This window comes from Amycolatopsis sp. NPDC114478 (assembly GCF_055633805.1).
Map to the genome: position 1 here is coordinate 98395 of NZ_JBVKDO010000015.1, position 20812 is coordinate 119206.

Genomic DNA, 20812 nt, shown 5'->3' on the forward strand with positions numbered 1-20812 from the left:
CCTGGTGGCGGGCGCGCTGACCTGAGCGGCGTTTGCCTTTTCCGCGTGCGGGAAACCGGGCCACGAGACCCGTCCGCGAAAAGGGAGAGCCATGAAGGCAGTGACCTGGCACGGCAAGCGCGACGTCCGCGTCGAGGACGTACCGGACCCCAAGATCGAGGAGTCCACCGACGCCGTCATCCGCGTCACCTCGACCGGGATCTGCGGCTCCGACCTGCACCTCTACGAAGTGCTCGGCGCGTTCATGACCGAAGGCGACATCCTCGGCCACGAGCCGATGGGGATCGTCGAAGAGGTGGGGGACGCCGTCACCGGCATCAAGCCCGGCGACCGCGTCGTCATCCCCTTCAACATCTCCTGCGGCCACTGCTGGATGTGCGAACGCGGCCTGCAGTCGCAGTGCGAGACCACCCAGGTCAAGGAGCAGGGCAAGGGCGCGTCGCTGTTCGGCTACACCAAGCTCTACGGCCAGGTCCCCGGCGGCCAGGCCGAGTACCTGCGCGTCCCGCAGGCGCAGTACGGCCCGATCAAGGTGCCGGACGGCCCGCCGGACGAGCGGTTCGTCTACCTCTCCGACGTCGTCCCGACCGCGTGGCAGGCCGTCGAGTACGCGAACGTCCCGGAGGACGGCACGGTCGTCGTCTTCGGGCTCGGGCCGATCGGGCAGATGAGCTGCCGGATCGCGCGGCACCGCGGGGCCGGTCAGGTGATCGGCGTCGACCTCGTGCCCGAGCGGCTCGCCCGGGCCCGCGAGCACGGCGCCACCGCCCTCGACACCCGCGACCACAAGAACATCGCCGACGCCATCCGGCAGCTCACGAACGGCCGGGGTGCCGACTCCGTCATCGACGCCGTCGGCATGGAGGCGCACGGCGCCCCGGTCGGCAAGCTCGCGCACAACCTGGTCAACCTCCTCCCGCAGGCCATCGGGGCCAAGGTCACCGAGAAGGCCGGCATCGACCGCCTGAGCGTGCTGTACGCGGCCATCGACGCCGTCCGCCGCGGCGGGACGATCTCGCTGTCCGGCGTCTACGGCGGCATGGTCGACCCGATGCCGATGATGGAGCTGTTCGACAAGCAGGTGCAGCTGCGGATGGGCCAGGCCAACGTCCGCCACTGGCTCGACGACATCATGCCGGTGCTCACCGCCGACGGCGACCCGCTCGGCGTCGAGGGCTTCGCCACCCACAAGCTGCCCCTGGCCGAAGCGCCGCGCGCGTACGAGATCTTCCAGAAGAAGCTGGACGGAGCCCAGAAGATCCTGCTCCAGCCCTAGACCCCGGGAGGGAACCGACTCTTGCGAGCCGTCACCTCGCTGCCGCACGAAATCACCGTCGAGGACCACGTCCGGATCCCGGCGTCCGACGGGACCGCGCTGTCCGCCCGCATCTGGCGGCCGGTCTCCTCGGACGCCGAGCCGGTCCCGGCGATCCTCGAGTACATCCCGTACCGCAAGCGCGACCTGACCGCCCCGCGTGACTCGATCCACCACCCCTACCTCGCCGGCCACGGCTACGCGTGCGTGCGCGTGGACATCCGCGGCACCGGCGAGTCCGAGGGCGTCCTGGCCGACGAGTACCTCGAACGCGAGCAGCTCGACGCCGAGGACGTCCTCGAGTGGATCGCCGCGCAGCCGTGGTGCACCGGCGACACCGGGATGATGGGGATCTCCTGGGGCGCCTTCGCGGCCCTGCAGGTCGCGGCGCGGAAACCGCCGAGCCTGCGCGCGATCGTCATCTCCTCGTTCACCGACGACCGCTTCGCCGACGACATGCACTACATGGGCGGCTGCCTTCTGTCGGACAACGTCGCCGAGTCCGGCACGATGTTCGCCTACGCGACGCTGCCGCCGGACCCGGCGGTCGTCGGCGACCGGTGGCGCGAGATGTGGCTGGAGCGGCTGGAGAACTGCAGCCTGTGGATCGAGAACTGGCTCGGCCACCAGCGGCGTGACGACTACTGGCGGCACGCCTCGGTGTCGGAGAACTACAGCGACGTCCAGGTCCCGGTGCTGGCCTCCAGCGGCTGGGCCGACGGTTACTCCAACGCCGTCATCCGGCTGCTCGCCCACCTCGACGTCCCGCGGCGCGGGCTGATCGGGCCGTGGTCGCACAAGTACCCGCACCTCGGCGAGCCGGGCCCGGCGATCGGCTACCTCCAGGAAGTCGTGACGTGGTGGGACCACTGGCTGCGCGGTGCCGAGAACGAGGCGATGGACGGGCCGATGCTGCGGACGTGGATGCAGGAGAGCGTGCCGCCCTCGACGTCCTACGAAGACCGGCCTGGCCGGTGGGTCGGGGAGGCGACCTGGCCGTCGCCGCACGTCAAGCCGCAGCAGCTGCCGCTGGCGCGGCACCGGCTGGCCCGGCCCGAGGAGACCGTCGAAGACGAGGCCTTGACGGTGTCTTCGCCGCTGTCGGTCGGGCAGTTCTCCGGCAAGTGGGCGTCCTACAGCGCCCCGCCGGACCTGCCCTACGACCAGCGTGAGGAGGACGGCGGCTCGCTGGTCTTCGACACCGACGTGCTCACCGAGCGCTGCGAGGTCCTCGGCTCCCCGGTGGTGCGGCTGGAGGTCTCGGCCGACCGGCCGGTGGCGATGGTCGCGGCCCGGCTGTCCGACGTCGCCCCGGACGGCCGCGCCACCCGCGTCACCTACGGCCTGCTCAACCTGACCCACCGGGACGGCCACGACGAGCCGGCGCCGATGGAGCCGGGGGAGCGGTGCGCCGTCGAGATCGAGCTGAACGCCGTCGCGCAGGCTTTCCCGGCCGGGCACCGGATCCGGCTGTCACTGTCCACTTCGTACTGGCCGCTCGCGTGGCCGCCGCCGAAGCCGGTGCTGTTGAGTGTCCACACCGGACACAGCGCGCTGGAGCTGCCGGTGCGGCCGGTTGCCGAACCGGACGAGCTGCCCGCCCGGCCGTTCGGCGAACCCGAAGGCGCGCCACCGATGTCCGTCACCGCGCTGACGCCGGGGGAGCAGCGCTGGACCGTCTCGCGGGACCTCGTCGACTACCACAGCGCGCTCGACATCGTGAAGAACGCGGGCACCGTGCGCTTCGACGACCTCGACCTCGAGGTCGCCCGCGACGTCCGCGAGCGCTACAGCTGGGAGGCCGACGACTTCTGCTCGCCGGTCGCCGAAACCGCGTGGACCGTGACCTTCTCCCGCGGCGAGTGGCTCGCGCGCAGCGAGACGCGCACCCGGGTGTCCTGCACGGACACCGAGTTCGTGATCGACGCGAGGCTCGACGGCTACGAAGGTGCCCGCCGGATCGTCTCCCGGAACTGGCACCGGCGGATCCCGCGCGACCTGGTCTAGTTTCACCGGCGCGTGACGGGGTACGCACTGCGGGTGCGGATCGTGATCACCGGGGCCACCGGCAACGTCGGAACGGCGCTGCTGGCCGCCCTCGACCCTGCCCACGACGTCGTCGGCCTGGCGCGCCGGCTGCCCGACACGACAGCCCTGCCCTACCGCCGGGCGGGCTGGCGCGCCACCGACATCGGCGCCCCGGGCGCCGAACCGGAGCTGACCCGGCTCTTCGACGGCGCCGACGCCGTCGTCCACCTCGCGTGGGCCATCTCCCCGGTGCGCGGCGACCCGCCGATGTGGCGCACGAACGACCACGGCACCCGGAACGTCCTCGCTGCGGCCGCGGCGGCCGGGGTGCCGCACCTGGTCGTCGCGTCTTCGGTCGCCGCCTACGGCCCGGCTCCCCGCTGGGAGAAGGTGCCCGAAACCCACGCCCGCACCGGGATCGCGCACAGCGCCTACAGCCGGGGCAAGGCCGCGCTGGAAACCCTGCTCGACCGGTTCGGGGAGCGGCACCCCGAGGTGTCGGTGGCGCGGATCCGGCCGTGCGCGATCGTCCACCGGCGCGCGGCCGGGGAGTTCGCGCGCTGGCTGCTCGACCCGGTGGTGCCCGCCCGGATCGTCGGCGGCCGGGGGCTGCCGGTTCCGCTGTGGACCGGGCTGCGCGCCCAGGCGGTGCACACCGCCGACGTCGCCGACGCGATCGGGCTGATCCTCGACCGCCGCTTCGCCGGCGCGGTCAACCTCGCCGCGCCCGAGGTGCTCGACTCCGACGCGCTGGCCGGGATCCTCGGCGGCCGGCGGCTCCCGGTCCCGAAGCCGCTGGCGCAGGTGGCGGTCTTGGCGGCCTGGGCGGGCGGCGTGCTGCCGGTGCACCCGGGCTGGCTGGAGCTCGCCGACCGCGCGGCGCTCGTGGACACGACCCTGGCGGAGACCGCGCTGGGCTGGCAACCTCGGTACGACGCCGCGTCCGCGGTCGCCGAGCTGGTCGCCGGGCTCCGGTCGGGCGAGGGGGCGGCGAGCCCGCCCCTGGCCCCGCCGCGCCGCGGCGGGGTCGTGTCGAGGCTGCGCTCGCTCACGCGGGTGGGGCCGAGCCACCAGTCGCAAGCCTGAACGGGAGGCCGCCAGTGAGCACCGAAGCCGCCGACGCCGTGGTCATCGGCGCCGGCCACAACGGACTGGTGGCGGCGAACCTGCTGGCCGACGCGGGGTGGTCGGTGCTCGTGCTGGAGGCGACCGAGCACGTGGGCGGCGCGGTCCGCACCGCCGAGGTCACCGAGCCGGGCTTCCGCAACGACCTGTTCAGCGCGTTCTACCCGCTCTCGGCGGTGTCGCCGGTGATCCGTGGCCTGAAGCTGGAGGAGCACGGCCTGCGCTGGCGGCACGCCCCCGACGTCCTCGCGCACGTGCTGCCGGACGATCGCTGTGCGGTGCTGTCGCGGGACATCGACCACACGGCGGCGTCGGCCGACGAGTTCGCCCCGGGCGACGGCGACGCGTGGCGCCGGCTGTTCGAGCAGTGGCGGGAGATCCGCGAGCCGCTGCTGAACGCGTTGTTCACGCCGTTCCCGCCGGTCCGCCCGGCGCTGAAGCTGCTGCGGCGCACCGGAACCGGGGACGCGCTGCGCCTGGCGCGGATGCTGACGCTGCCGGCCCGCCGGTTCGGCGACGAACTGTTCACCGGCGAGGGCGCGAAGCTGCTCGTGGCGGGGAACTCCGCGCACAGCGACCTGTCCGTGGACAACGCCGGCAGCGCGGTGTTCGGCTGGCTGCTGGCGATGATCGGCCAGGACGCGGGGTTCCCGGTGCCCGAAGGCGGGGCGGGGGAGCTGATCGCGGCCTTGGTGCGCCGGCTGGAGTCCCGCGGCGGGAAGGTCCACTGTGGACGCCCGGTGCGCGAGGTGCTCGTCGGCGACGGCCGGGCGCTCGGCGTCCGGGATGGTTCCGGTGTCGCGGTGCGGGCGAACAAGGCCGTCCTCGCCGACGTGCCCGCCCCGGTGCTGTACCGCAAGCTCGTGGGGGAGGAATGGCTGCCGTCGCGGCTGCTCGAAGACCTCGGCAAGTTCGAGTGGGACAGCGCGACCGTGAAAGTGGATTGGGCGTTGTCCGGCCCGATCCCGTGGACGGCCGAGGCCGCGCGCGGCGCCGGCACGGTCCACCTCGGCACGGACCTGGACGGGCTGTCGGCGTTCGGCGGCGAGCTCGCCCGCGGCCGGACGCCGCGCCGCCCGTTCCTGCTGCTGGGCCAGATGACCACGACCGACCCGACGCGCTCACCCGCGGGCACGGAGGCGGCGTGGGCGTACACGCACGTGCCGCGCGGCACGATGGAGAACCGCGCGGCGCTGGAGCGGCGGGCCAAGCGCATCGAGGAGACGGTCGAGGCGAACGCGCCGGGCTTCACCGGCCTGATCAAGGCCCGCTACCTGCAGGGACCGGCCGAGCTGGCGGACCACAACCCGGGCCTGGTCGGCGGCGCGATCAACGCGGGGACGACGGCGATCCACCAGCAGCTGTTCTTCCGCCCGGTCCCGGGCACGGGCCGCGCGGACACCCCGGTGGACCGGTTGTACCTGGCGGGGGCATCGGCCCACCCGGGCGGCGCGGTACACGGAGGCCCGGGCGCGAACGCGGCCAAGGCGGCACTGGCCCGGGCGGGCGTTCTGGGCGGCGGGTACGCGGCGGTGATCCGGGCGGCCCACCGCGCGATCTACGGCTGACCGGGTGCCGGCGATGATCCGGGCGGGCTGCCGCGCGGTCAATGGTTGCGCGGAGCCACCCACGAGGTTCACCCCCTGAGCGCGGCCGCCCCCGCGCCCTATTTCGCTTGCGGCCGCACCCGGGCTATCGCATACTCGGCCGCCGATGCTGGGACCTGCGGAAACGGGTGGTTCGTGTTCGATGTGATCATCGCCGGGTGCGGGCCCACCGGCGCGATGCTGGCCGCCGAACTGCGGCTGCACGATGTGCGGGTCCTCGTGCTCGAAAAGGAACCCGAACCCGCGTCGTCGTTCGTCCGCGTCGTGAGCCTGCACGTCCGCAGCCTCGAACTCATGGCGATGCGCGGGCTCCTCGACCGCCTCCTCGAGCACGGCCGCCGGCGCCCGGTCGGAGGGGTCTTCGCCGCCATCCCCAAGCCCGCGCCCGACGCGCTCGACTCCGCCTACCTGCTGGGCATCCCGCAACCGGTCGTCGATCGGCTGCTCGGCGACCACGCGGCCGAATCGGGCGCGGAGATCCGGCGAGGCACTGCGGTGGCCGGTCTGGAGCAGGACGACGACGGCGTGACCGTCGAACTGGCCGACGGCGAGCGGCTGCGGTCGCAGTACCTCGTCGGCTGCGACGGCGCGCGCAGCACCGTTCGCAAACTGCTCGGCGTCGGTTTCCCCGGCGAGCCCGCGCGAACCTTCACGCTGATGGGCGAAATGGAAGTGGGCGCGCCGCCGGAGGAGATCTCGGCCAAGGTCGCCGAAGTCCGCGAGACGACCAAGTCGTTCGACTTCCGCCCCTTCGGGGAAGGTATCTACCGCGTTGTGGTGCCCGAGCCGGAAGCCGGTGCGGAGACGCCTGTCATCGAGGACTTCCGGCAGGCGCTGAACGCCATCGCCGGGACCGACTTCGGCGTCCATTCCCCACGCTGGATGTCCCGCTTCGGCGACGCCACCCGGCTGGTCGAGCAGTACCGAGTCGGCCGGGTGCTGCTGGCCCGGGACGCGGCGCACATCCACCCACCGGCCGGCGGGCAGGGCCTGAACCTCGGCGTCCAGGACGCGGTCAACCTGGGCTGGAAACTGGCCGGCCGGATCCGCGGCTGGGCGCCGGAAACCCTGCTCGACACCTACCACGCCGAACGCCACCCGGTCGCCGAAGACGTGCTGGCCAACACTCGCGCCCAGGTCGAACTGCAGGCGGCCGGGCCGGGACCGCGGGCCGTGCGCGCGCTGCTCACCGAGCTGATGGACTTCCCCGAGGTGAACCGGTACCTGATCGAGAAGATCACCGCGACCGGCCTCCGCTACGACTTCGGCGCGGAGCCGGACCTGGTCGGCCGTGGCCTGCGGGACGTCGAGCTGAAGCAGGGCCGCCTCTACGACCGGTTGCGCCGGGGCCGCGGCCTGGTGCTCGACCGCACCGAGCGGCTGACCGCCGGGGGCTGGTCGGACCGGGTCGACGTCATCGCGGATCCCACGGCGGCCGTGGACGTCCCCGCGCTCCTGCTCCGCCCCGACGGGTACGTCGCCTGGATCGGCGAGCACCAGCAGGAGCTGGACGGCCACCTGGCCCGCTGGTTCGGCGAGCCCGCCGGCTGATCACGGGCGCGGGTGGCCGCTCTTCGCGCGGGCGTACTTGCCGGTCGCGAGATCCGCCAGCCGCGCCAGGGACTCCGTGTTCCGCGGCTTCACCAGCAGCGCCTGCACGGCTGCCGGCAGCACCTTCCCCGGGCCGCGGACGACGTGCTCGGTCATCCGCACCAGCGTCTTGCCCTCGCCGTGCGGGACCAGCGTCAGCCCGACGGCCGCCGCGCCCAACGGCCAGCCGCGGGCCTCCAGAGACAGCGAAACGCCCGGCTCGACCGCGGTCACGACGGTCTCGTCCTGGATGTGCACCGGCCACGGGCCGACGCTGTGGTGGATCCGCGAACCCACGGCGGGCCAGTCTTCGTCGACGTCGCGGATGTGCGAGCTCCCGACCACCCAGCCGGCGTAGAGCCAGCCGTCGGCGAGGACGTCGAACACGGCGTCGGGCGGTACGTCGATCACGCGGCTGACCTCGGTCACGGCTTCCTCCTGCTGGTCGGGACGAACGAGGAGTACCCCGTCCCGGACGGGGTATGCCCAGCGCCTGAGCAGGAGGTGGCGATGGCAGCCGATCGAGGGAAAACGCCCGAAGGCCCGGGCGAGCTGGACAAGCGGACGTGGGGCGGGGTGCTCAAGCGCACCTTCAAGCAGTTCAACCGCGACAACCTGACCGACTGGGCCGCGGCGCTCACCTACTACGGCGTGCTGTCGCTGTTCCCGGGCATCATCGTGCTCACGGCGATCCTCGGCCTGCTCGGCCCGAACGCGATCCAGACCGTGATCGACACCGTCAACCAGGTGGTTCCGGGGCAGGGCAAGGACATCCTCGTCGGCGCGATCAAGGAGCTGGCGGGCTCGCGCAGCCTGGCCGGGCCGGTGGCGATCATCGGCCTGCTGGGCGCGCTGTGGTCGGCGTCCGGTTACGTCGGGGCGTTCATGCGCGCGTCGAACGCGATCTACGGCATGCCCGAGGGCCGGCCGGTCTGGAAGACGATCCCGCTGCGGATCGCGCTGACGGTCGGGATCGTGGTGCTGCTGGCGGCGTGCGCGCTGGACGTCGTGGCGACGGGTTCGGTGGCCCGCCGGATCGGCGACCTGATCGGGCTCGGCTCGACGGGCGTGCTGGTGTGGGAGATCGCGAAGTGGCCGGTGATCGCGCTGCTCGTCAGCCTGGCGTTCGCGCTGCTGTACTGGGTGGGGCCGAACGTGCGGCTGCCGGGGTTCAAGTGGCTGACGCCGGGTGGGCTGCTGGCCGTCGTGCTGTGGGTGGCGGCGTCGGCGGGGTTCGCGTTGTACGTGGCGAACTTCGGGTCGTACAACAAGACCTACGGTTCGCTGGCCGGGGTGATCGTGTTCCTTGTATGGTTGTGGATCTCGAACATCGCGGTGTTGCTGGGGGCGGAACTGGACGCCGAGCTGGCTCGCGGGCGCGCGATCGAGTCGGGCCGCGAGGACGACCAGGCGGAGCCGTTCCTGCCGCCGCGCGACACGAAGGCGATGGACGAGGACGAAGCCGCGATCGTGGCGAAGGAAACCGAACGGAGCTGAGCGGATGGCCTGCCGGATCACGGAACTGGTGCTGGACTGCCACGACCCGGACCGGCTGGCCGAGTTCTGGTGCGCGGTGCTCGGTTACGAGGTGATCGGCCACGAGCCGGACGGCTTGGAACTGGGCCCGCCGGGCGGCCGGTTCGGGGCGGGCCCGCCGACGCTGATCCTGGCGCGGACGGAGAACCCGAAGCGGGGCAAGCTGCCGTTGCACCTGGACGTGAGCCCGGCGGGGACGGACCACGAGACGGAGCTGGCGAGGTTGCTCGCATTGGGCGCCCGCCGGGCGGACGTCGGGCAGGACGGGAGCGAGTCCTGGGAGGTGCTGCAGGACCCGGAGGGCAACGAGTTCTGCTTGCTGCGCAAGGACGTGGGGGAGGCCCGCTAGCCTCAGCTTTCGGCGGTCTCCACGGCACAGCGACGCCACCGGACCCGGTCCCCGGCCGGATCAGCGTGCCACACGGCGGTCCCCTCGGACTCCCAGGTGGGCACCAGCCGCCCGGTGACCACCCGGCCCCGAGCCACCTGCCCGAACAACTCGACCCCATCGGCCCGCCGCGCCGCCGGGATCCACGCCGGGAACCTCGTCCGCGGCAGCTTCCGCTCGACCCACTCCCGGGCCGATCCCTCACTGCCGTGCTCGGACTCGACGATGCTCGACACCGGGCCGTCGCCGCCGACCGTCAGGCCGATCGACGCGCGCCAGCGCACGGGGGAAGCGTCGGGGTTCACCGGTCCCAGGTTCCCGGACGACCGGGTCCGCGGGCCAGTACACGGACGGGTGGATCGACGCTCACTCACCGTGTCTCCTGTCACTCGCCGGGGGGACGCCATCGGCGGGGTTCCCCGCCCGGGTGATCTTCAATCACGCCTGGCTGAGCAGCCGGGCGCACGCCTTCTCCAGCACCCCCCGCGCGTCGTCGCCCTCGAGCCGGGCGGCCCGCTTCAGGGCCGCCGAGATCGTGCGCTCGTCGCGGTACGCCTCGACCAGCCGGGGGTCCACATAGGACGACCGGCACACCGCCGGGGTGTTGCCGAGCGCCTTCGAGACCTCCTTCATCACCCCGGACTCCGCGCGCTTGGCGGCGGCCTTCGACGCCGGCGCCTCCGCCGTCGCGAACGCGGCCGCCGCGAGCACCGTCGCGTTCCACGTCCGCAGGTCCTTGGCCGTGCAGTCGTCGCCGGCCAGCTCCTTGAACCGCTCGTTGACGTCGGCCGCGTGCACCTCGTGCCAGGTGCGGCCCTCGCGGTAGACGAGCAGCCGGTCGCTGCCGGACTTGCTGCGCAGCAGCGACTTCACCACCGACGCCAGCGCGGCGTCCCGGATCGCCACTTCGCGGTCGATACCGCCCTTCGCGACGTAGCAGAACCGGCACTCGTCCCCGCGGACCGAGGCGTGCGAACGCAGCAGCGTCGCGACGCCGTGGGTGCCGTTCTCCTCCGCGTACTCCTCGCCGCCGGTCCGGAAGATCCCCCGGTCGAGCATCCGCAGCGCCGCCGCGAGCACCCTCTTCCGGGTGAGGCCGGACCCGGTCAGGTCCTCCTCGACCGACGCGCGCCACGACGGCAGCCGGCGCGCCATCGCCAGCACGCGGTCGTGCTTCTCCTCGTCGCGGTCCCGCCGCCACTGCTCGTGGTAGAGGTATTGGCGCCGCCCGGCGTCGTCCGTGCCGACGGCCTGGACGTGCCCGTTCGGGTACGGGCAGATCCACACGTTCCGCCAGGCGGGCGGGATGACCAGGCCCTTGATCCGGTCGAGCAGCTCCGGGTCGGTGACCGGCGAGCCATCGGGCGTGGCGTAGGAGAAGCCCCGGCCGCGGCGGATCCGCCGGATGCCGGGGCCGCTCAGGTCACTGCGGCGGAGTCGGGTGCGTCCCATCGCCGCGAAATACCCGCCCCGCGTACCGGGAAACCACGATTGCCCGACCGCAGGTAGTCAACCGGAAGGGAGCGGTCGCACGAGCACTGCCACCGAGCCACTGGCCGCAGTCACCGGCGCGTCCAGCGGGATCGGGCTCGAACTGGCGAAGCAGTTGGCCCGGCACGACTTCGACGTCGTGCCCGCGGCCGAGGACGCCGAGCCGGTCGCGGCAGCCGACCAGGTCCGCGCCTGCGGGGCCCGGGTCGAGGAGCTCGTCCGGCACCTCGACGGCCGACCGGTGGAGGCGCCGGCCGACAACGCCGACGTGTCGGCATCAACGGCGAGTTCGCCGGCGACACCCTCCTCGAGGACCAGCTGACCGTCGTCGACCTCAACGTGCGCTCGGCCGTGCACCTCACCAAGCAGGTCGTGCCCGGCATGGTCGGGCACGACCGCGGGCGGGTGCTGTCGACCTCGTCGAAAGGCGTTCCTGACGTCCTTCTCCGAAGGCCTGCGCGTCGAAGTGAAGGACAAGGGCGTCACCTTGACGGTCATGCTGCCCGGCCCGGTCGGCACCGAGTTCTTCGAAGGACAAGATCGTGCCCGGCGCCGCGAAGGACAAAGCGCCGACGAACTGAACGAGTCCGTCCCGGCGAACGGCTATTTCGGGCACGCGGTGGGCAAGCTGCTGAGGTGCCCGTTCTGCCTGAACGTGTGGGTCGGCACTGGGCTCGCGGCGGGCTTGGTCATCGCGCCCCGCCCGACTCGGCCGGCGGCCACGGTCCTGACCGCGGTCGGTATCGCCGACGCCCTGCACCTGCTCTACGACGCCGGCAATAAGGTCGCCTCCGGCTGGCCGGCACTCTCACGGGAAGGTCAAGCGGGCCCGCGGCGCAGCGGGCGCACCGCCGGGCCCTGGACGACTTCGCCGTCCACACCGAAACGCGAGCCGTGGCAGGGGCAGTCCCACGTCTTCTCGGCGTCGTTGAACGACACCAGGCAACCCAGGTGCGTGCAGTGCGCGCCGACGGTGTGCAGCTGACCGGCTTCGTCGCGGTGCGCGGCGACGAGCTCGCCGCCGACGCGGACGACCTCGGCGTCGCCGGGCGCGAGGTCGTCGAGCTTCTCCGATCGCCAGAGCGCCGCCACGTGGTCGCCGATCAGGTACTTCGCGACGGTCAGGTTGTCCTCGGCCACCCCGAGCACCGAGCGGGCGTCGAAGCGGTTGGGGTCGAACAGGTCCGCGGCCGGGTGCGGCTCGCCGAGGATCCGCGCGGCGAGCACGTGCCCCGCCGCGGTGCCGCCGGTCATGCCCCACTGGCCGAACCCGGTGGCCACCCACAGGTTCTTCGTCCCCGGCAGGTACCGCCCGACGTACGGCAGCAGGTCCACAGTGGACATGTCGTGCGCGGACCAGCGGTGGGTCACCCGGTGCAGGCCCGCGTGCGCGTCCGCCCAGTCCGCGAGCCGCCGGTACCGGCGCTCGACGTGGACGTGCGCCCCGACGCGGTAGTGCTCGCCGCCGGCGATCACCATCGGCGTGCCCCGCTCGGTGTACCCGCGCACGGAGTGGTGCGTGTCGGCGTCGAGGAACATCCCCGACGGCGGTGCGTTCCCGGCCGCCGGACCGGCGACGACCAGGTCGCGGACCGGTTCCAGCCGGGCGAAGTACAAGCCGCGGTCGAGGACGGGGTAGTGGGTCGCGACGACGACCTCGCCGGCCACGACGTCGCCGCGCGATGTCCGGACCGTCTGCCCGTTCAGCGCGGTCGCGCGGGCGTTCTCGACGACGGTGCCGCCGGCCCGCTCGACTTCCGCGGCCAGCCCGAGCAGCCACCGGCGCGGGTGGAAGTGCGCCTGCCCGGTGGTCCGGACGGCGCCGAGCGCCGGCACGTCGAGGGTGACGTCCGTGGTGAACGACGCGGGCAGGCCCGCCGCGGCGGCGGCGTCCGCCTCCCGCTTCAGCGAGTCGACGGTCTTCTCCTGCGTCGTGTACACGTAGCTGTCCGCGCGGGTGAAGCCGCAGTCGATCCCCAGGTCGGCCGCGGTGGCGGCGATCCACTCCAGGGCGGCGCTCTGCGTCTGCGCGTAGGTCCGCGCCGCTTCTTCGCCGTGCCGGGACGTCAGCTCCGCGTACTTGGCCCCGTGCTGGGCGCTGACCTTCGCGGTGGTGTGGCCGGACACCCCGGCCGCGACCCGGTCCGCTTCCAGCACGACGACCGAGCGGCCGCCGCGGGCGAGCAGCAGGGCCGTGGTGAGGCCGGCGATGCCCGCGCCCAGCACCGCGACGTCGGCCGACTCCGGGACCGGCACGCCCGTCCGGTCCGGCGCGGGCGCGGTCTCGACCCAGAGGGAAAGCGGTTCGGGCAGTGCGGTCATGCGCGCGGGGTGCCCGCTTCCGGTGCGCCGAAACTCGGCCGTCCGGACCGTTTCGGCCTCGGGGCCCCGGGTAGGCCACGGTCATGAGCAACAACATCTTCGTGGTCGGGCTGGACGAGGAGAACCAGCGCGTCCTCCAGAGACTGCCGTGGGCCGGGACGTACGAGTTCCACGGTCTGCTTACGCCGGAAGAACTGCAGCACGGCGAGATCGACTTCGAGGCGCTGCTGAAGACGGCGCAGCACCAGCTGGACGCCTTCGACGGCGACATCGCCGCGATCGTCACCTACTGGGACTTCCCGGCGGCGACGCTCGTCCCGATCCTGTGCGCCCGCCACGGCCTGCCCAGCCTGTCGCTGGAAGCGGTCCTCAAGTGCGAGCACAAGTACTGGAGCCGGCTGGAGCAGCGCGAGGTGATCGACGAGCTGCCGAACTTCGGTGTCGTCGACCTCGACGACGAGCACCCCGCCCCGCCTCGCGGCGTGAGCTTCCCGATGTGGCTCAAGCCGGTCAAGTCGTTCTCCTCGGAGCTCGCGTTCAAGGCCGGGAACGAAGCCGAATTCGCCGACGCGGTCGCCGAAATCCGGGCCGGGGTCGGGCGCGTGGGCGAGCCGTTCGGGTACGTGCTCGACCAGGTGCGGCTGCCGCCGGAGATCGCCCGGGTCGGCGGATCCGCTTGCCTGGCCGAAGAAGCGCTGCACGGCGTCCAGGCGGCCGTGGAGGGCTACGTGTACCACGGCGAAGTCGTCGTCTACGGCGCCCTCGACTCGATCGACTACCCCGACAGCTCGTCGTTCCTGCGCCACCAGTACCCGTCGCAGCTGGGGGAGGAGCCCGTGCGGCGGATGCGCGAGGTGGCCGAGCGGGTGATGCGGCAGATCGGCTACGACAACGGCACCTTCAGCATCGAGTTCTTCTGCGACCCCGAATCGGGCCAGGTCGCCCTGCTGGAGATCAACCCGCGGCACTCGCAGTCGCACGCCGAGCTGTTCGAGTTCGTCGACGGCGTCGCCAACCACGAGATCATGGTGCGCCTCGGCCTCGGCCAGGACCCCGGCCGCCGGCCCAGCAAGGGGAAGTACCAGATCGCCGGGAAGTGGTACCTGCGCCGCTTCGAAGACGCCGTCGTCACGCGCGTGCCGACCCGGGAAGAGGTCGCGGCGATCGAGGACCGGGTCGATGGCACGCGGATCAGGATCGTGCCGGCGGCCGGGCAGCGGCTTTCGGATCTGCCGGAGCAGGACAGCTACAGCTTCGAACTGGCCCAGCTGTTCGTGGCGGCGCACACCGAGCACGAGATGACGCAGAAGTACCAGGCGTGCGTGGACGCCCTGCGGTTCGAGTTCGACGAAGGGTGACGATCGGGTTTCGACCGGCCACGGGTGGGCTACCCGCCGAACGACACGAGGTCTAGCGTGTGGTGGGAGGAGGTGGTCGCCGTGCCCGCAGCCCGGCGGGACGTCGTGGTCGCCGGGGCGTCGGCCGGCCGGGTCGAAGCGCGGCGCGCGCTGGCTCGCTCGCTGCCCGTCGACTTCCCCGCGACGCTGCTGGTGACCATGCACCTGCCGCCCGGTGCCCGCAGCGCGCTGCCGATGATCCTCGACCGGGCTGGCCCGCTCCCGGCGCTGCCGGCCACCCACGGTGCGCCGCTGCGGCCGGGGGTCATCTACGTCGCGCCGCCGGACCGGCACCCGCTGACCGATGACGATTCGCTCATCCTGACCCAGGGCCCTACGGAGAGCGGGCACCGCCCGGCGATCAACGCCACCTTCCGCTCGGCGGCCGTGACGGCCGGTCCGCGCGCGATCGGCGTCATCCTCTCGGGTTCCCTCGACGACGGTGCCGCCGGGCTGCGCGCGATCGTCGACCGCGGGGGCCTCGCCGTAGTGCAGGACCCGGCGGACGCGATCTACCCGGGCATGCCGGAGAGCGCGCTGGCCGCGGTGGACGCCGAGTGCGTCCTGCCGGCGAGCGAGCTCGGCGCGGCGCTCGACAAGCTGGCCAGGGCCCCGCTGGAGCCGGCCGAGGTGCCGCGGCCGTCCGCCTCCCTGCTGCTGGAAGACCGGATCGCCCGCGACGGCGTGCGGCTCGGCGCCGTGCTGCCCGGTGCCGAGCTGCCGCCGTCCGGCTACACCTGCCCGGACTGCCAGGGCACCCTGCTCGAAGTCGGCCAGCCCGGGCAGTACCGCTGCCGGATCGGGCACGCGTGGTCGGCCGAAGCGCTGCTGGGCGCGCGCGACACCGAGTTCCAGCGGGCGCTGTGGACGGCGTTGCGTTCGCTCGACGAGAAGGCCGGGCTGGCCGAGCGTCTGCGCAAGCATGCGAAGCACCGCAACCACGGCCTGCTCGCGGATCGGTACGCCGTCACGGCCGACGAGTGCACCGCGGCCGCGGAAACCCTCCGGAAGCTCCTGCTGTCGCTGTCGGCCGAGTCGCAGGAGGAGGCCGGACCGTGATCGCCGCGGACCGGGTCCGCCTGGAGCCCGAGTACCGGACGGCCGCGACGACCGCCGTCGTCACCGGGGTCCTCGACATCGAGTCCTACCCCCAGCTGCGCGACGGGCTGCTCAAGATCGCCGCCGAAGCTCCCGACGGCCTGATCGCGGACGTCGACGGACTGATCATCCACGACCCGGCGCTGGTGACGGTGTTCTCCCTGGTCGCCATGCGGATCGGGGACTGGCCGGGCATCCCCTTCAGCGTCGTCACCGGCCGTGCCGAGCACCGGACGATGTTCAGCGACCGGACCGTCGACCGGTTCGTGCCGGTGCACGATGACCGCGAAACCGCCGAGGACCGGCTCCTGGTGCCGCCGCGCCGCCGGGCGGCGCAGCTGCTGGCCCGGTCGGCGAACTCGTCGGCGCTCGCCCGCGACTTCGTCCGCCGCGTCTGCGCGGAGTGGACCGTGCCCTACCTGGCCGATGACGCCCTGCTGGTGGTGACGGAGTTCGTCGAGAACGTCATCCGGCACACCGGGTCGGCCCCACGGGTGCGGCTGGAGCTGCGGCGCGGCCTGCTGAGCGTCGCGGTGAGCGACGACGAGCTGAAGCAGGCGGTCCTGCTCGAGCGGCTCGGCGTCCTCGAACCGGGTCTCGGCCTGCGCATGGTGGCCCAGGTGGCGAAGGTCTGGGGCTGCAACCGGTCGTGGTCGGGTGGCAAGGTCGTCTGGGCGGTGCTCACCAGGCGTGCCGCTCCCGGCAGTGGCCGCGGCGGCGCGTAGCGTGTCGGACCGTGACCGAGCCCAAGGAACCGAACGGCGAATTCGAGTCGGTGCTCGCCTACCTGAAGGTGTCGCGGGGCTTCGACTTCACCGGGTACAAGCGGAGCAGCCTGATGCGGCGGGTCCGGCGGCGGATGAACCAGATCGGCATCGAGAGCTACACCGACTACATCGACCAGCTCCAGGTGAACTCCGAGGAGTTCGTGTTGTTGTTCAACACGATCCTCATCAACGTCACGGGGTTCTTCCGCGACCCCGACGCGTGGGACTACCTGCGTGAGCACGTGCTGCCCGGCCTGCTGGCCGAGCGCAGCCCGGAGGAGCCGATCCGGGTGTGGAGCGCCGGCTGCGCGGGCGGCCAGGAGGCCTACAGCCTCGCGATGCTCTTCGCCGACGCCATCGGCGTCGACGCGTTCCGCCAACGGGTCAAGATCTACGCCACCGACGTCGACGACGAGGCGCTGGCGCAGGCGCGGCACGCCGCCTACACCCCCGCCGAGGTCGAGGGCCTGACCGAGAGCCAGCTGGAGCAGTACTTCGAGCTGCAGGGCAGCCGCTACTGCTTCCGCAAGGACCTGCGCCGCTCGGTGATCTTCGGCCGCAACGACCTGGTGCAGGACGCGCCGATCTCGCGCATAGACCTGCTGGTCTGCCGCAACACGCTGATGTACTTCAACGCCGACACGCAGACGAAGATCCTCGAGCGGCTCCACTTCGCGCTGGCGCCCAAGGGCATGCTGTTCCTCGGCAAGGCCGAGATGCTGCTCTCGCACGCCCGGATCTTCGAACCGCTCGACCTCAAGCGGCGCGTGTTCCGCAAGGCGGTCAACGCGCCGGTCAGCTACAACCACTTCGTCTCGACGGGCTTCCCGCAGCGGCGGACCCGCGACATCTCCGGGCTGGACGAGCTGCGCGAGCACGCCTTCTCGGCCAGCCCGGTGGCCCAGATCGTGGTGACCGAGGACGAGGTCACCGCGCTCGTCAACGCGCAGGCGGAGGTCGCGTTCGGACTGTCCGAACGCGACATCGGCCGCCCGCTGTGCGATCTCGACGTCTCCTACCGTCCGGTGGCGCTGCGCGCGTACGTCGAGCAGGCGCGGCTGGAGCGGCGGTCCCTGCGGATCAAGGACGTCGAGTGGCGCCGGGCCGGTGAGGTCGTCTGGTACGAGGTGCACGTCAACCCGCTGGTGGGCAAGGACAAGAAGCTCCTCGGCGTGTCGGTGGTGCTCCACGACGTCAGCTGGGCGCGGCAGCTGCGCACCGAGCTGGAGCACACGAACCGCCAGCTGGAGTCGGCCTACGAAGAGCTGCAGTCGACGAACGAGGAGCTGGAGACCACCAACGAGGAGCTCCAGTCCACAGTGGAGGAACTGGAGACCACGAACGAAGAACTGGAGACGATGAACGAGGAGCTCCAGTCGACCAACGACGAGCTCCAGACGATCAACGACGCCCTGCGCGAGCGCAGCCTCGACCTCGACGAGGTCGACGAGTTCCTCGAGTCGGTGCTGACGTCGATCCAGGCGGGCATCGTGGTGGTGGACCGCGAGATGCGGGTCAAGGCGTGGAACCGCGGCGCCGAGGACCTGTGGGGCGTGCGCCGCGAGGAAGCCGAGGGGATGCACCTGCTCAACCTGGACATCGGGCTCCCGCTGGCCGAGCTGCGGCCGGCGGTCCGCGACGCCCTGGCGGACGCGAGCTTCCACACGGAGGACATGCTGGAGGCGATCAACCGCCGCGGCCGGGCGACGCAGGTCCACCTGCGCTGCAGCGCGCTGCGCAGCGCGAACGGCGAGAGCCAGGGAGCGCTGCTGATGATGGAGGAAACCTCGCCTCCGACCTGAGGCCGGGGCGAGGCCGGCCCGATACGGGTCCGGCCGGCCGAGTGGTGGTCGCCCGAACCCGGCCGGCTTCTCCGCGGATTTGCCGCCGGGTATCCGGTGAGTCGAGTTCCCCGGCCGCGACCGTGCCCGCGTCAGCCGGACTGCGGGTCGCTGTCGTCGTGCTGATCGCCGCTCGACGTGCCCTGCTCGCCGCGCAACGTTTCGCGCTGGGCCTCGGGGGTGTCGCCGTGCGGGTCCTCGCCCTCGGCCGGGTTCGTCGGGTGCTGCGTGCGGTCCTGACTCGTCATCTCGGATCCTCCTCCGGAAGTGTTTTCCGGAAGCGGTTACCCCGTGGCACCTCCGTCAACCACTCCGCGGCCGATCCGTTTGCGGCGATCTTCGCCGGGTAGCCGGGGCCGACGCGGTTGTCCGCCGGCGAGTGCGCCGGGCCGCGGCGAGTGAAGGAGACCGAGATGACCACGTCGGCGGAACCCGTCCGCCCGGGGCCCTTGGCCGCCCGGCCCGTCGTCCTCCGGCCCGCCCCGCGGCTGCTGCGGCTCTCGGGCGTCTACCGCCCCCAGGAGGACACCGCCCTGCTCGCCGCGGCGATCGCCGAGCTGGCGATCCCGCCCGGCGCACGGGCCCTCGACCTCTGCACGGGCACCGGCGCCCAGGCGCTCACGCTCGCCCGCCGCGGCGCGGAAACCGTGCTGGCGCTGGACCTTTCCCGCCGCGCCCTCGCGTCGGTCCGCCTCAACGCGCTGACCCGGGGCCTGCGGATCCGGCCTCGCCGCGGCGACCTCGCGACCGCGCTGGGGAAGGGGCCGTTCGACATCGTCGTCGCGAACCCGCCGTACGTCCCGTCCCCGGCCGCGACGGTCCGCGCCACCCGCGGCTGGGACGCGGGCCCGGATGGCCGCGCCGTCCTCGACCCGCTCTGCGACCGGGCGGACACGCTCCTGCGGCCCGGCGGCACGATGCTGATCGTCCAGTCCCGACTGTCGAATGTGGACAAGTCGCTGCAGGTGCTGACCGCGCGCGGACTGCGCGCCGACGTGGTCCGCACCGCGCGCATCCCGTTCGGGCCGGTCCTTTCCGGACGGACGGAGTTCCTGGAGGCCGCCGGCCTGATCGAGCCGGGGCAGCGGATGGAGGAGCTGGTGGTGCTGCGTGCCGTCCGCTGACCGTCCCCGCCGCGTCACCGTCGTCCCGGGTGGACCGGTCCTCGTCGAAGGACCGGTCGAACTGTGCACCCCGGAGGGCGAAGTCGTCACGTCCGACCGGTTCGTCGTCGCGGTGTGCGCGTGCCGCCGGAGCAAGCGGTTCCCCTTCTGCGACACGAGCCACCGCAAACGCGTCCGGGCTCAGCCCGCCGACGGCTGACGCAGCGACGACCGCCCGGCCCGCCAGCTCTCCAGCAGGCCCGCGGCGAACCGGCCTTCCAGGAACTCCGTCGCCTGGATCCCCAGCACGACGTCGGCGGCCAGCTCGGGCTCCTGCTCGAGCAGGTCGCCGAGCACGTCGCGGCGCATCACCTGTTCGTGCACGGCGTCGGCCTCGATGTGCTCGGTGAAGAAGAACCGGCACGCCTCGGGTGCTCCCAGCCGCCGCAACCCCTGGTCCAGCCGCGTCGCCGACGGCGCCGTCGTGATCTCCGCCGCCGCGAAGTGACCGCACAGCGCGCCCCGCAGCGACCGGTGCAGGCCGAACATCGACATCATGTTGACCACCGCGAGCATCGTGCCCGGCACCTGGTCGATCAGCTCGAGGTAGCCGTCCGGCAAGCCCGCTGCGCGCAGCAGGTCCGTGTAGAGGCGGGCGTGGGCGAGCTCCGCGCGGCCACCGCCGAACTCGTCGAACTCCACCGCCACCACCGCCGCCTTGGCCCGGCCGCGCAGCCGCGGGATCACCCACGCGTGCGGGTCGGCTTCCTTGTGGTGGTAGATCGAGCGGTGCGTGAAGTACTCGCGCACGTGGTTCCAGTCGCCGTGGTCGCGCAAGAAGTGCGACACCCCTTCGGCGTCCAGCGGTTCGACGAGCAGCGCGTCGAGTGCGGCGGTGACGTCGTCGCCGCCCGGCACGTTTTCCCGCAGTGCGGCCAGGAACCGCGCCTCGAGCGCGCCGCGCAGCCGCAGCAGCTCGGGGTCCCACTCCCAGTCGGGCGAGACGCCCGGCAGGCCCTGGTAGTGCAGCTCGTAGCACAGGTGCAGGGCGAGCTGAAGGTCGTCGCCGAGCGGGTCGGCGTCCGCGAGGCCGTCGAAACTCAGGTCCGCGCGCGGCTGTTCCCGCAGCAGTGTCTGCAGAACGGTCTCCGAAAGCGGACCGCGGGACGCCGGCAGGGTGGCTGCGGCGGTGAAGGTCGTCATG

At 72.5% G+C, this 20812-nt stretch carries 20 protein-coding genes and 1 pseudogene; 15 read left to right on the forward strand and 6 right to left on the reverse strand.

The window, feature by feature from the left end; genetic code table 11:
* Positions 1-91 precede the first annotated feature (91 nt).
* From ACZ7OH_RS34470 to ACZ7OH_RS34490, 5 genes are all read left to right on the forward strand, one after another.
* A complete protein-coding gene (locus tag ACZ7OH_RS34470) occupies positions 92-1276 on the forward strand; it encodes a zinc-dependent alcohol dehydrogenase (protein ID WP_470284669.1) in 1185 nt (394 codons plus the stop codon).
* Positions 1277-1297: 21 nt separating this feature from the next.
* The gene (locus ACZ7OH_RS34475; protein WP_470284670.1) at positions 1298-3322 is read left to right on the forward strand and encodes a CocE/NonD family hydrolase; all 2025 of its coding nucleotides are present in this window, start codon (positions 1298-1300) and stop codon (positions 3320-3322) included.
* Between the two features lie 33 nt (positions 3323-3355).
* Positions 3356-4429 carry an NAD-dependent epimerase/dehydratase family protein gene (locus tag ACZ7OH_RS34480; protein WP_470284791.1) on the forward strand — a complete coding sequence of 358 codons (1074 nt, stop codon included), beginning with the start codon at positions 3356-3358 and terminating at the stop codon, positions 4427-4429.
* 14 nt (positions 4430-4443) lie between these two features.
* On the forward strand, positions 4444-6036 hold the full coding sequence (locus tag ACZ7OH_RS34485) for a phytoene desaturase family protein (RefSeq protein WP_470284671.1): 1593 nt from the start codon (positions 4444-4446) through the stop codon (positions 6034-6036).
* Between the two features lie 174 nt (positions 6037-6210).
* Positions 6211-7626 carry an FAD-dependent monooxygenase gene (locus ACZ7OH_RS34490; protein WP_470284672.1) on the forward strand — a complete coding sequence of 472 codons (1416 nt, stop codon included), beginning with the start codon at positions 6211-6213 and terminating at the stop codon, positions 7624-7626.
* On the opposite strand, the gene ACZ7OH_RS34495 is transcribed toward ACZ7OH_RS34490, so the two are convergent.
* Positions 7627-8094 carry an SRPBCC family protein gene (locus ACZ7OH_RS34495; protein ID WP_470284673.1) on the reverse strand — a complete coding sequence of 156 codons (468 nt, stop codon included), beginning with the start codon at positions 8092-8094 and terminating at the stop codon, positions 7627-7629. It lies immediately after the preceding gene.
* 81 nt (positions 8095-8175) lie between these two features.
* On the opposite strand from ACZ7OH_RS34495, the gene ACZ7OH_RS34500 reads away from it, so the two are divergent.
* The gene (locus ACZ7OH_RS34500) at positions 8176-9162 is read left to right on the forward strand and encodes a YihY/virulence factor BrkB family protein (RefSeq protein ID WP_470284674.1); all 987 of its coding nucleotides are present in this window, start codon (positions 8176-8178) and stop codon (positions 9160-9162) included.
* Between the two features lie 4 nt (positions 9163-9166).
* On the forward strand, positions 9167-9550 hold the full coding sequence (locus tag ACZ7OH_RS34505; RefSeq protein ID WP_470284675.1) for a VOC family protein: 384 nt from the start codon (positions 9167-9169) through the stop codon (positions 9548-9550).
* A 2-nt stretch (positions 9551-9552) separates the two neighbouring features.
* Here ACZ7OH_RS34505 and ACZ7OH_RS34510 read toward each other — a convergent pair whose 3' ends face one another.
* Together ACZ7OH_RS34510 and ACZ7OH_RS34515 are read right to left on the reverse strand one after the other, a co-directional pair.
* Complete coding sequence (locus ACZ7OH_RS34510; protein WP_470284676.1) at positions 9553-9894, reverse strand: hypothetical protein; 342 nt, start codon at positions 9892-9894, stop codon at positions 9553-9555.
* 133 nt (positions 9895-10027) lie between these two features.
* The gene (locus ACZ7OH_RS34515; RefSeq protein ID WP_470284677.1) at positions 10028-11041 is read right to left on the reverse strand and encodes a DNA topoisomerase IB; all 1014 of its coding nucleotides are present in this window, start codon (positions 11039-11041) and stop codon (positions 10028-10030) included.
* Between ACZ7OH_RS34515 and ACZ7OH_RS34520 the strand changes: the two genes are divergently transcribed.
* Both ACZ7OH_RS34520 and ACZ7OH_RS34525 read left to right on the forward strand, forming a co-directional pair.
* Entirely contained in the window at positions 10995-11402 is a 408-nt protein-coding gene (locus ACZ7OH_RS34520) for an SDR family NAD(P)-dependent oxidoreductase (RefSeq protein ID WP_470284678.1), read from the forward strand. The two genes, ACZ7OH_RS34515 and ACZ7OH_RS34520, sit on opposite strands and share 47 nt — an antisense overlap.
* A 174-nt stretch (positions 11403-11576) precedes the next feature.
* A pseudogene (locus ACZ7OH_RS34525) lies at positions 11577-11837 on the forward strand (DUF1360 domain-containing protein); the annotation flags it as partial.
* 62 nt (positions 11838-11899) lie between these two features.
* Here the strand turns inward: ACZ7OH_RS34525 and ACZ7OH_RS34530 are convergent.
* Positions 11900-13402 carry an FAD-dependent oxidoreductase gene (locus ACZ7OH_RS34530; protein ID WP_470284679.1) on the reverse strand — a complete coding sequence of 501 codons (1503 nt, stop codon included), beginning with the start codon at positions 13400-13402 and terminating at the stop codon, positions 11900-11902.
* Positions 13403-13485: 83 nt separating this feature from the next.
* On the opposite strand from ACZ7OH_RS34530, the gene ACZ7OH_RS34535 reads away from it, so the two are divergent.
* From ACZ7OH_RS34535 to ACZ7OH_RS34550, 4 genes are all read left to right on the forward strand, one after another.
* Complete coding sequence (locus tag ACZ7OH_RS34535; protein WP_470284680.1) at positions 13486-14760, forward strand: ATP-grasp domain-containing protein; 1275 nt, start codon at positions 13486-13488, stop codon at positions 14758-14760.
* A gap of 81 nt (positions 14761-14841) precedes the next feature.
* On the forward strand, positions 14842-15858 hold the full coding sequence (locus ACZ7OH_RS34540; RefSeq protein ID WP_470284681.1) for a chemotaxis protein CheB: 1017 nt from the start codon (positions 14842-14844) through the stop codon (positions 15856-15858).
* The gene (locus tag ACZ7OH_RS34545; RefSeq protein ID WP_470284792.1) at positions 15858-16622 is read left to right on the forward strand and encodes an ATP-binding protein; all 765 of its coding nucleotides are present in this window, start codon (positions 15858-15860) and stop codon (positions 16620-16622) included. The genes ACZ7OH_RS34540 and ACZ7OH_RS34545 overlap by 1 nt, the downstream gene beginning before the upstream one ends.
* Before the next feature lie 11 nt (positions 16623-16633).
* Entirely contained in the window at positions 16634-18466 is a 1833-nt protein-coding gene (locus ACZ7OH_RS34550; protein ID WP_470284682.1) for a CheR family methyltransferase, read from the forward strand.
* A gap of 131 nt (positions 18467-18597) precedes the next feature.
* Here the strand turns inward: ACZ7OH_RS34550 and ACZ7OH_RS34555 are convergent, their stop codons facing one another.
* Positions 18598-18753: a hypothetical protein gene (locus tag ACZ7OH_RS34555; RefSeq protein WP_470284683.1), complete on the reverse strand. Its 156-nt coding sequence runs from the start codon at positions 18751-18753 to the stop codon at positions 18598-18600.
* A gap of 165 nt (positions 18754-18918) precedes the next feature.
* Here ACZ7OH_RS34555 and ACZ7OH_RS34560 point away from each other — a divergent pair, with 165 nt between their 5' ends.
* Entirely contained in the window at positions 18919-19629 is a 711-nt protein-coding gene (locus ACZ7OH_RS34560; protein WP_470284684.1) for a HemK2/MTQ2 family protein methyltransferase, read from the forward strand.
* Complete coding sequence (locus ACZ7OH_RS34565) at positions 19616-19828, forward strand: CDGSH iron-sulfur domain-containing protein (RefSeq protein WP_470284685.1); 213 nt, start codon at positions 19616-19618, stop codon at positions 19826-19828. Before ACZ7OH_RS34560 ends, ACZ7OH_RS34565 begins: the two co-directional genes overlap by 14 nt.
* Here the strand turns inward: ACZ7OH_RS34565 and ACZ7OH_RS34570 are convergent.
* Complete coding sequence (locus ACZ7OH_RS34570; RefSeq protein WP_470284686.1) at positions 19810-20811, reverse strand: iron-containing redox enzyme family protein; 1002 nt, start codon at positions 20809-20811, stop codon at positions 19810-19812. The two genes, ACZ7OH_RS34565 and ACZ7OH_RS34570, sit on opposite strands and share 19 nt — an antisense overlap.
* Position 20812: the final 1 nt, after the last annotated feature.

Bases quoted from the DNA above. Each gene is read 5' to 3' on its own strand.
- ACZ7OH_RS34470 (WP_470284669.1), top strand. From the start codon at position 92: ATGAAGGCAGTGACCTGGCACGGCAAGCGCGACGTCCGCGTCGAGGAC.
- ACZ7OH_RS34500 (WP_470284674.1), top strand. From the start codon at position 8,176: ATGGCAGCCGATCGAGGGAAAACGCCCGAAGGCCCGGGCGAGCTGGAC.
- ACZ7OH_RS34505 (WP_470284675.1), top strand. From the start codon at position 9,167: ATGGCCTGCCGGATCACGGAACTGGTGCTGGACTGCCACGACCCGGAC.
- ACZ7OH_RS34520 (WP_470284678.1), top strand. From the start codon at position 10,995: ATGCCGGGGCCGCTCAGGTCACTGCGGCGGAGTCGGGTGCGTCCCATC.
- ACZ7OH_RS34515 (WP_470284677.1), bottom strand. From the start codon at position 11,041: ATGGGACGCACCCGACTCCGCCGCAGTGACCTGAGCGGCCCCGGCATC.
- ACZ7OH_RS34530 (WP_470284679.1), bottom strand. From the start codon at position 13,402: ATGACCGCACTGCCCGAACCGCTTTCCCTCTGGGTCGAGACCGCGCCC.
- ACZ7OH_RS34535 (WP_470284680.1), top strand. From the start codon at position 13,486: ATGAGCAACAACATCTTCGTGGTCGGGCTGGACGAGGAGAACCAGCGC.
- ACZ7OH_RS34555 (WP_470284683.1), bottom strand. From the start codon at position 18,753: ATGACGAGTCAGGACCGCACGCAGCACCCGACGAACCCGGCCGAGGGC.
- ACZ7OH_RS34560 (WP_470284684.1), top strand. From the start codon at position 18,919: ATGACCACGTCGGCGGAACCCGTCCGCCCGGGGCCCTTGGCCGCCCGG.
- ACZ7OH_RS34570 (WP_470284686.1), bottom strand. From the start codon at position 20,811: ATGACGACCTTCACCGCCGCAGCCACCCTGCCGGCGTCCCGCGGTCCG.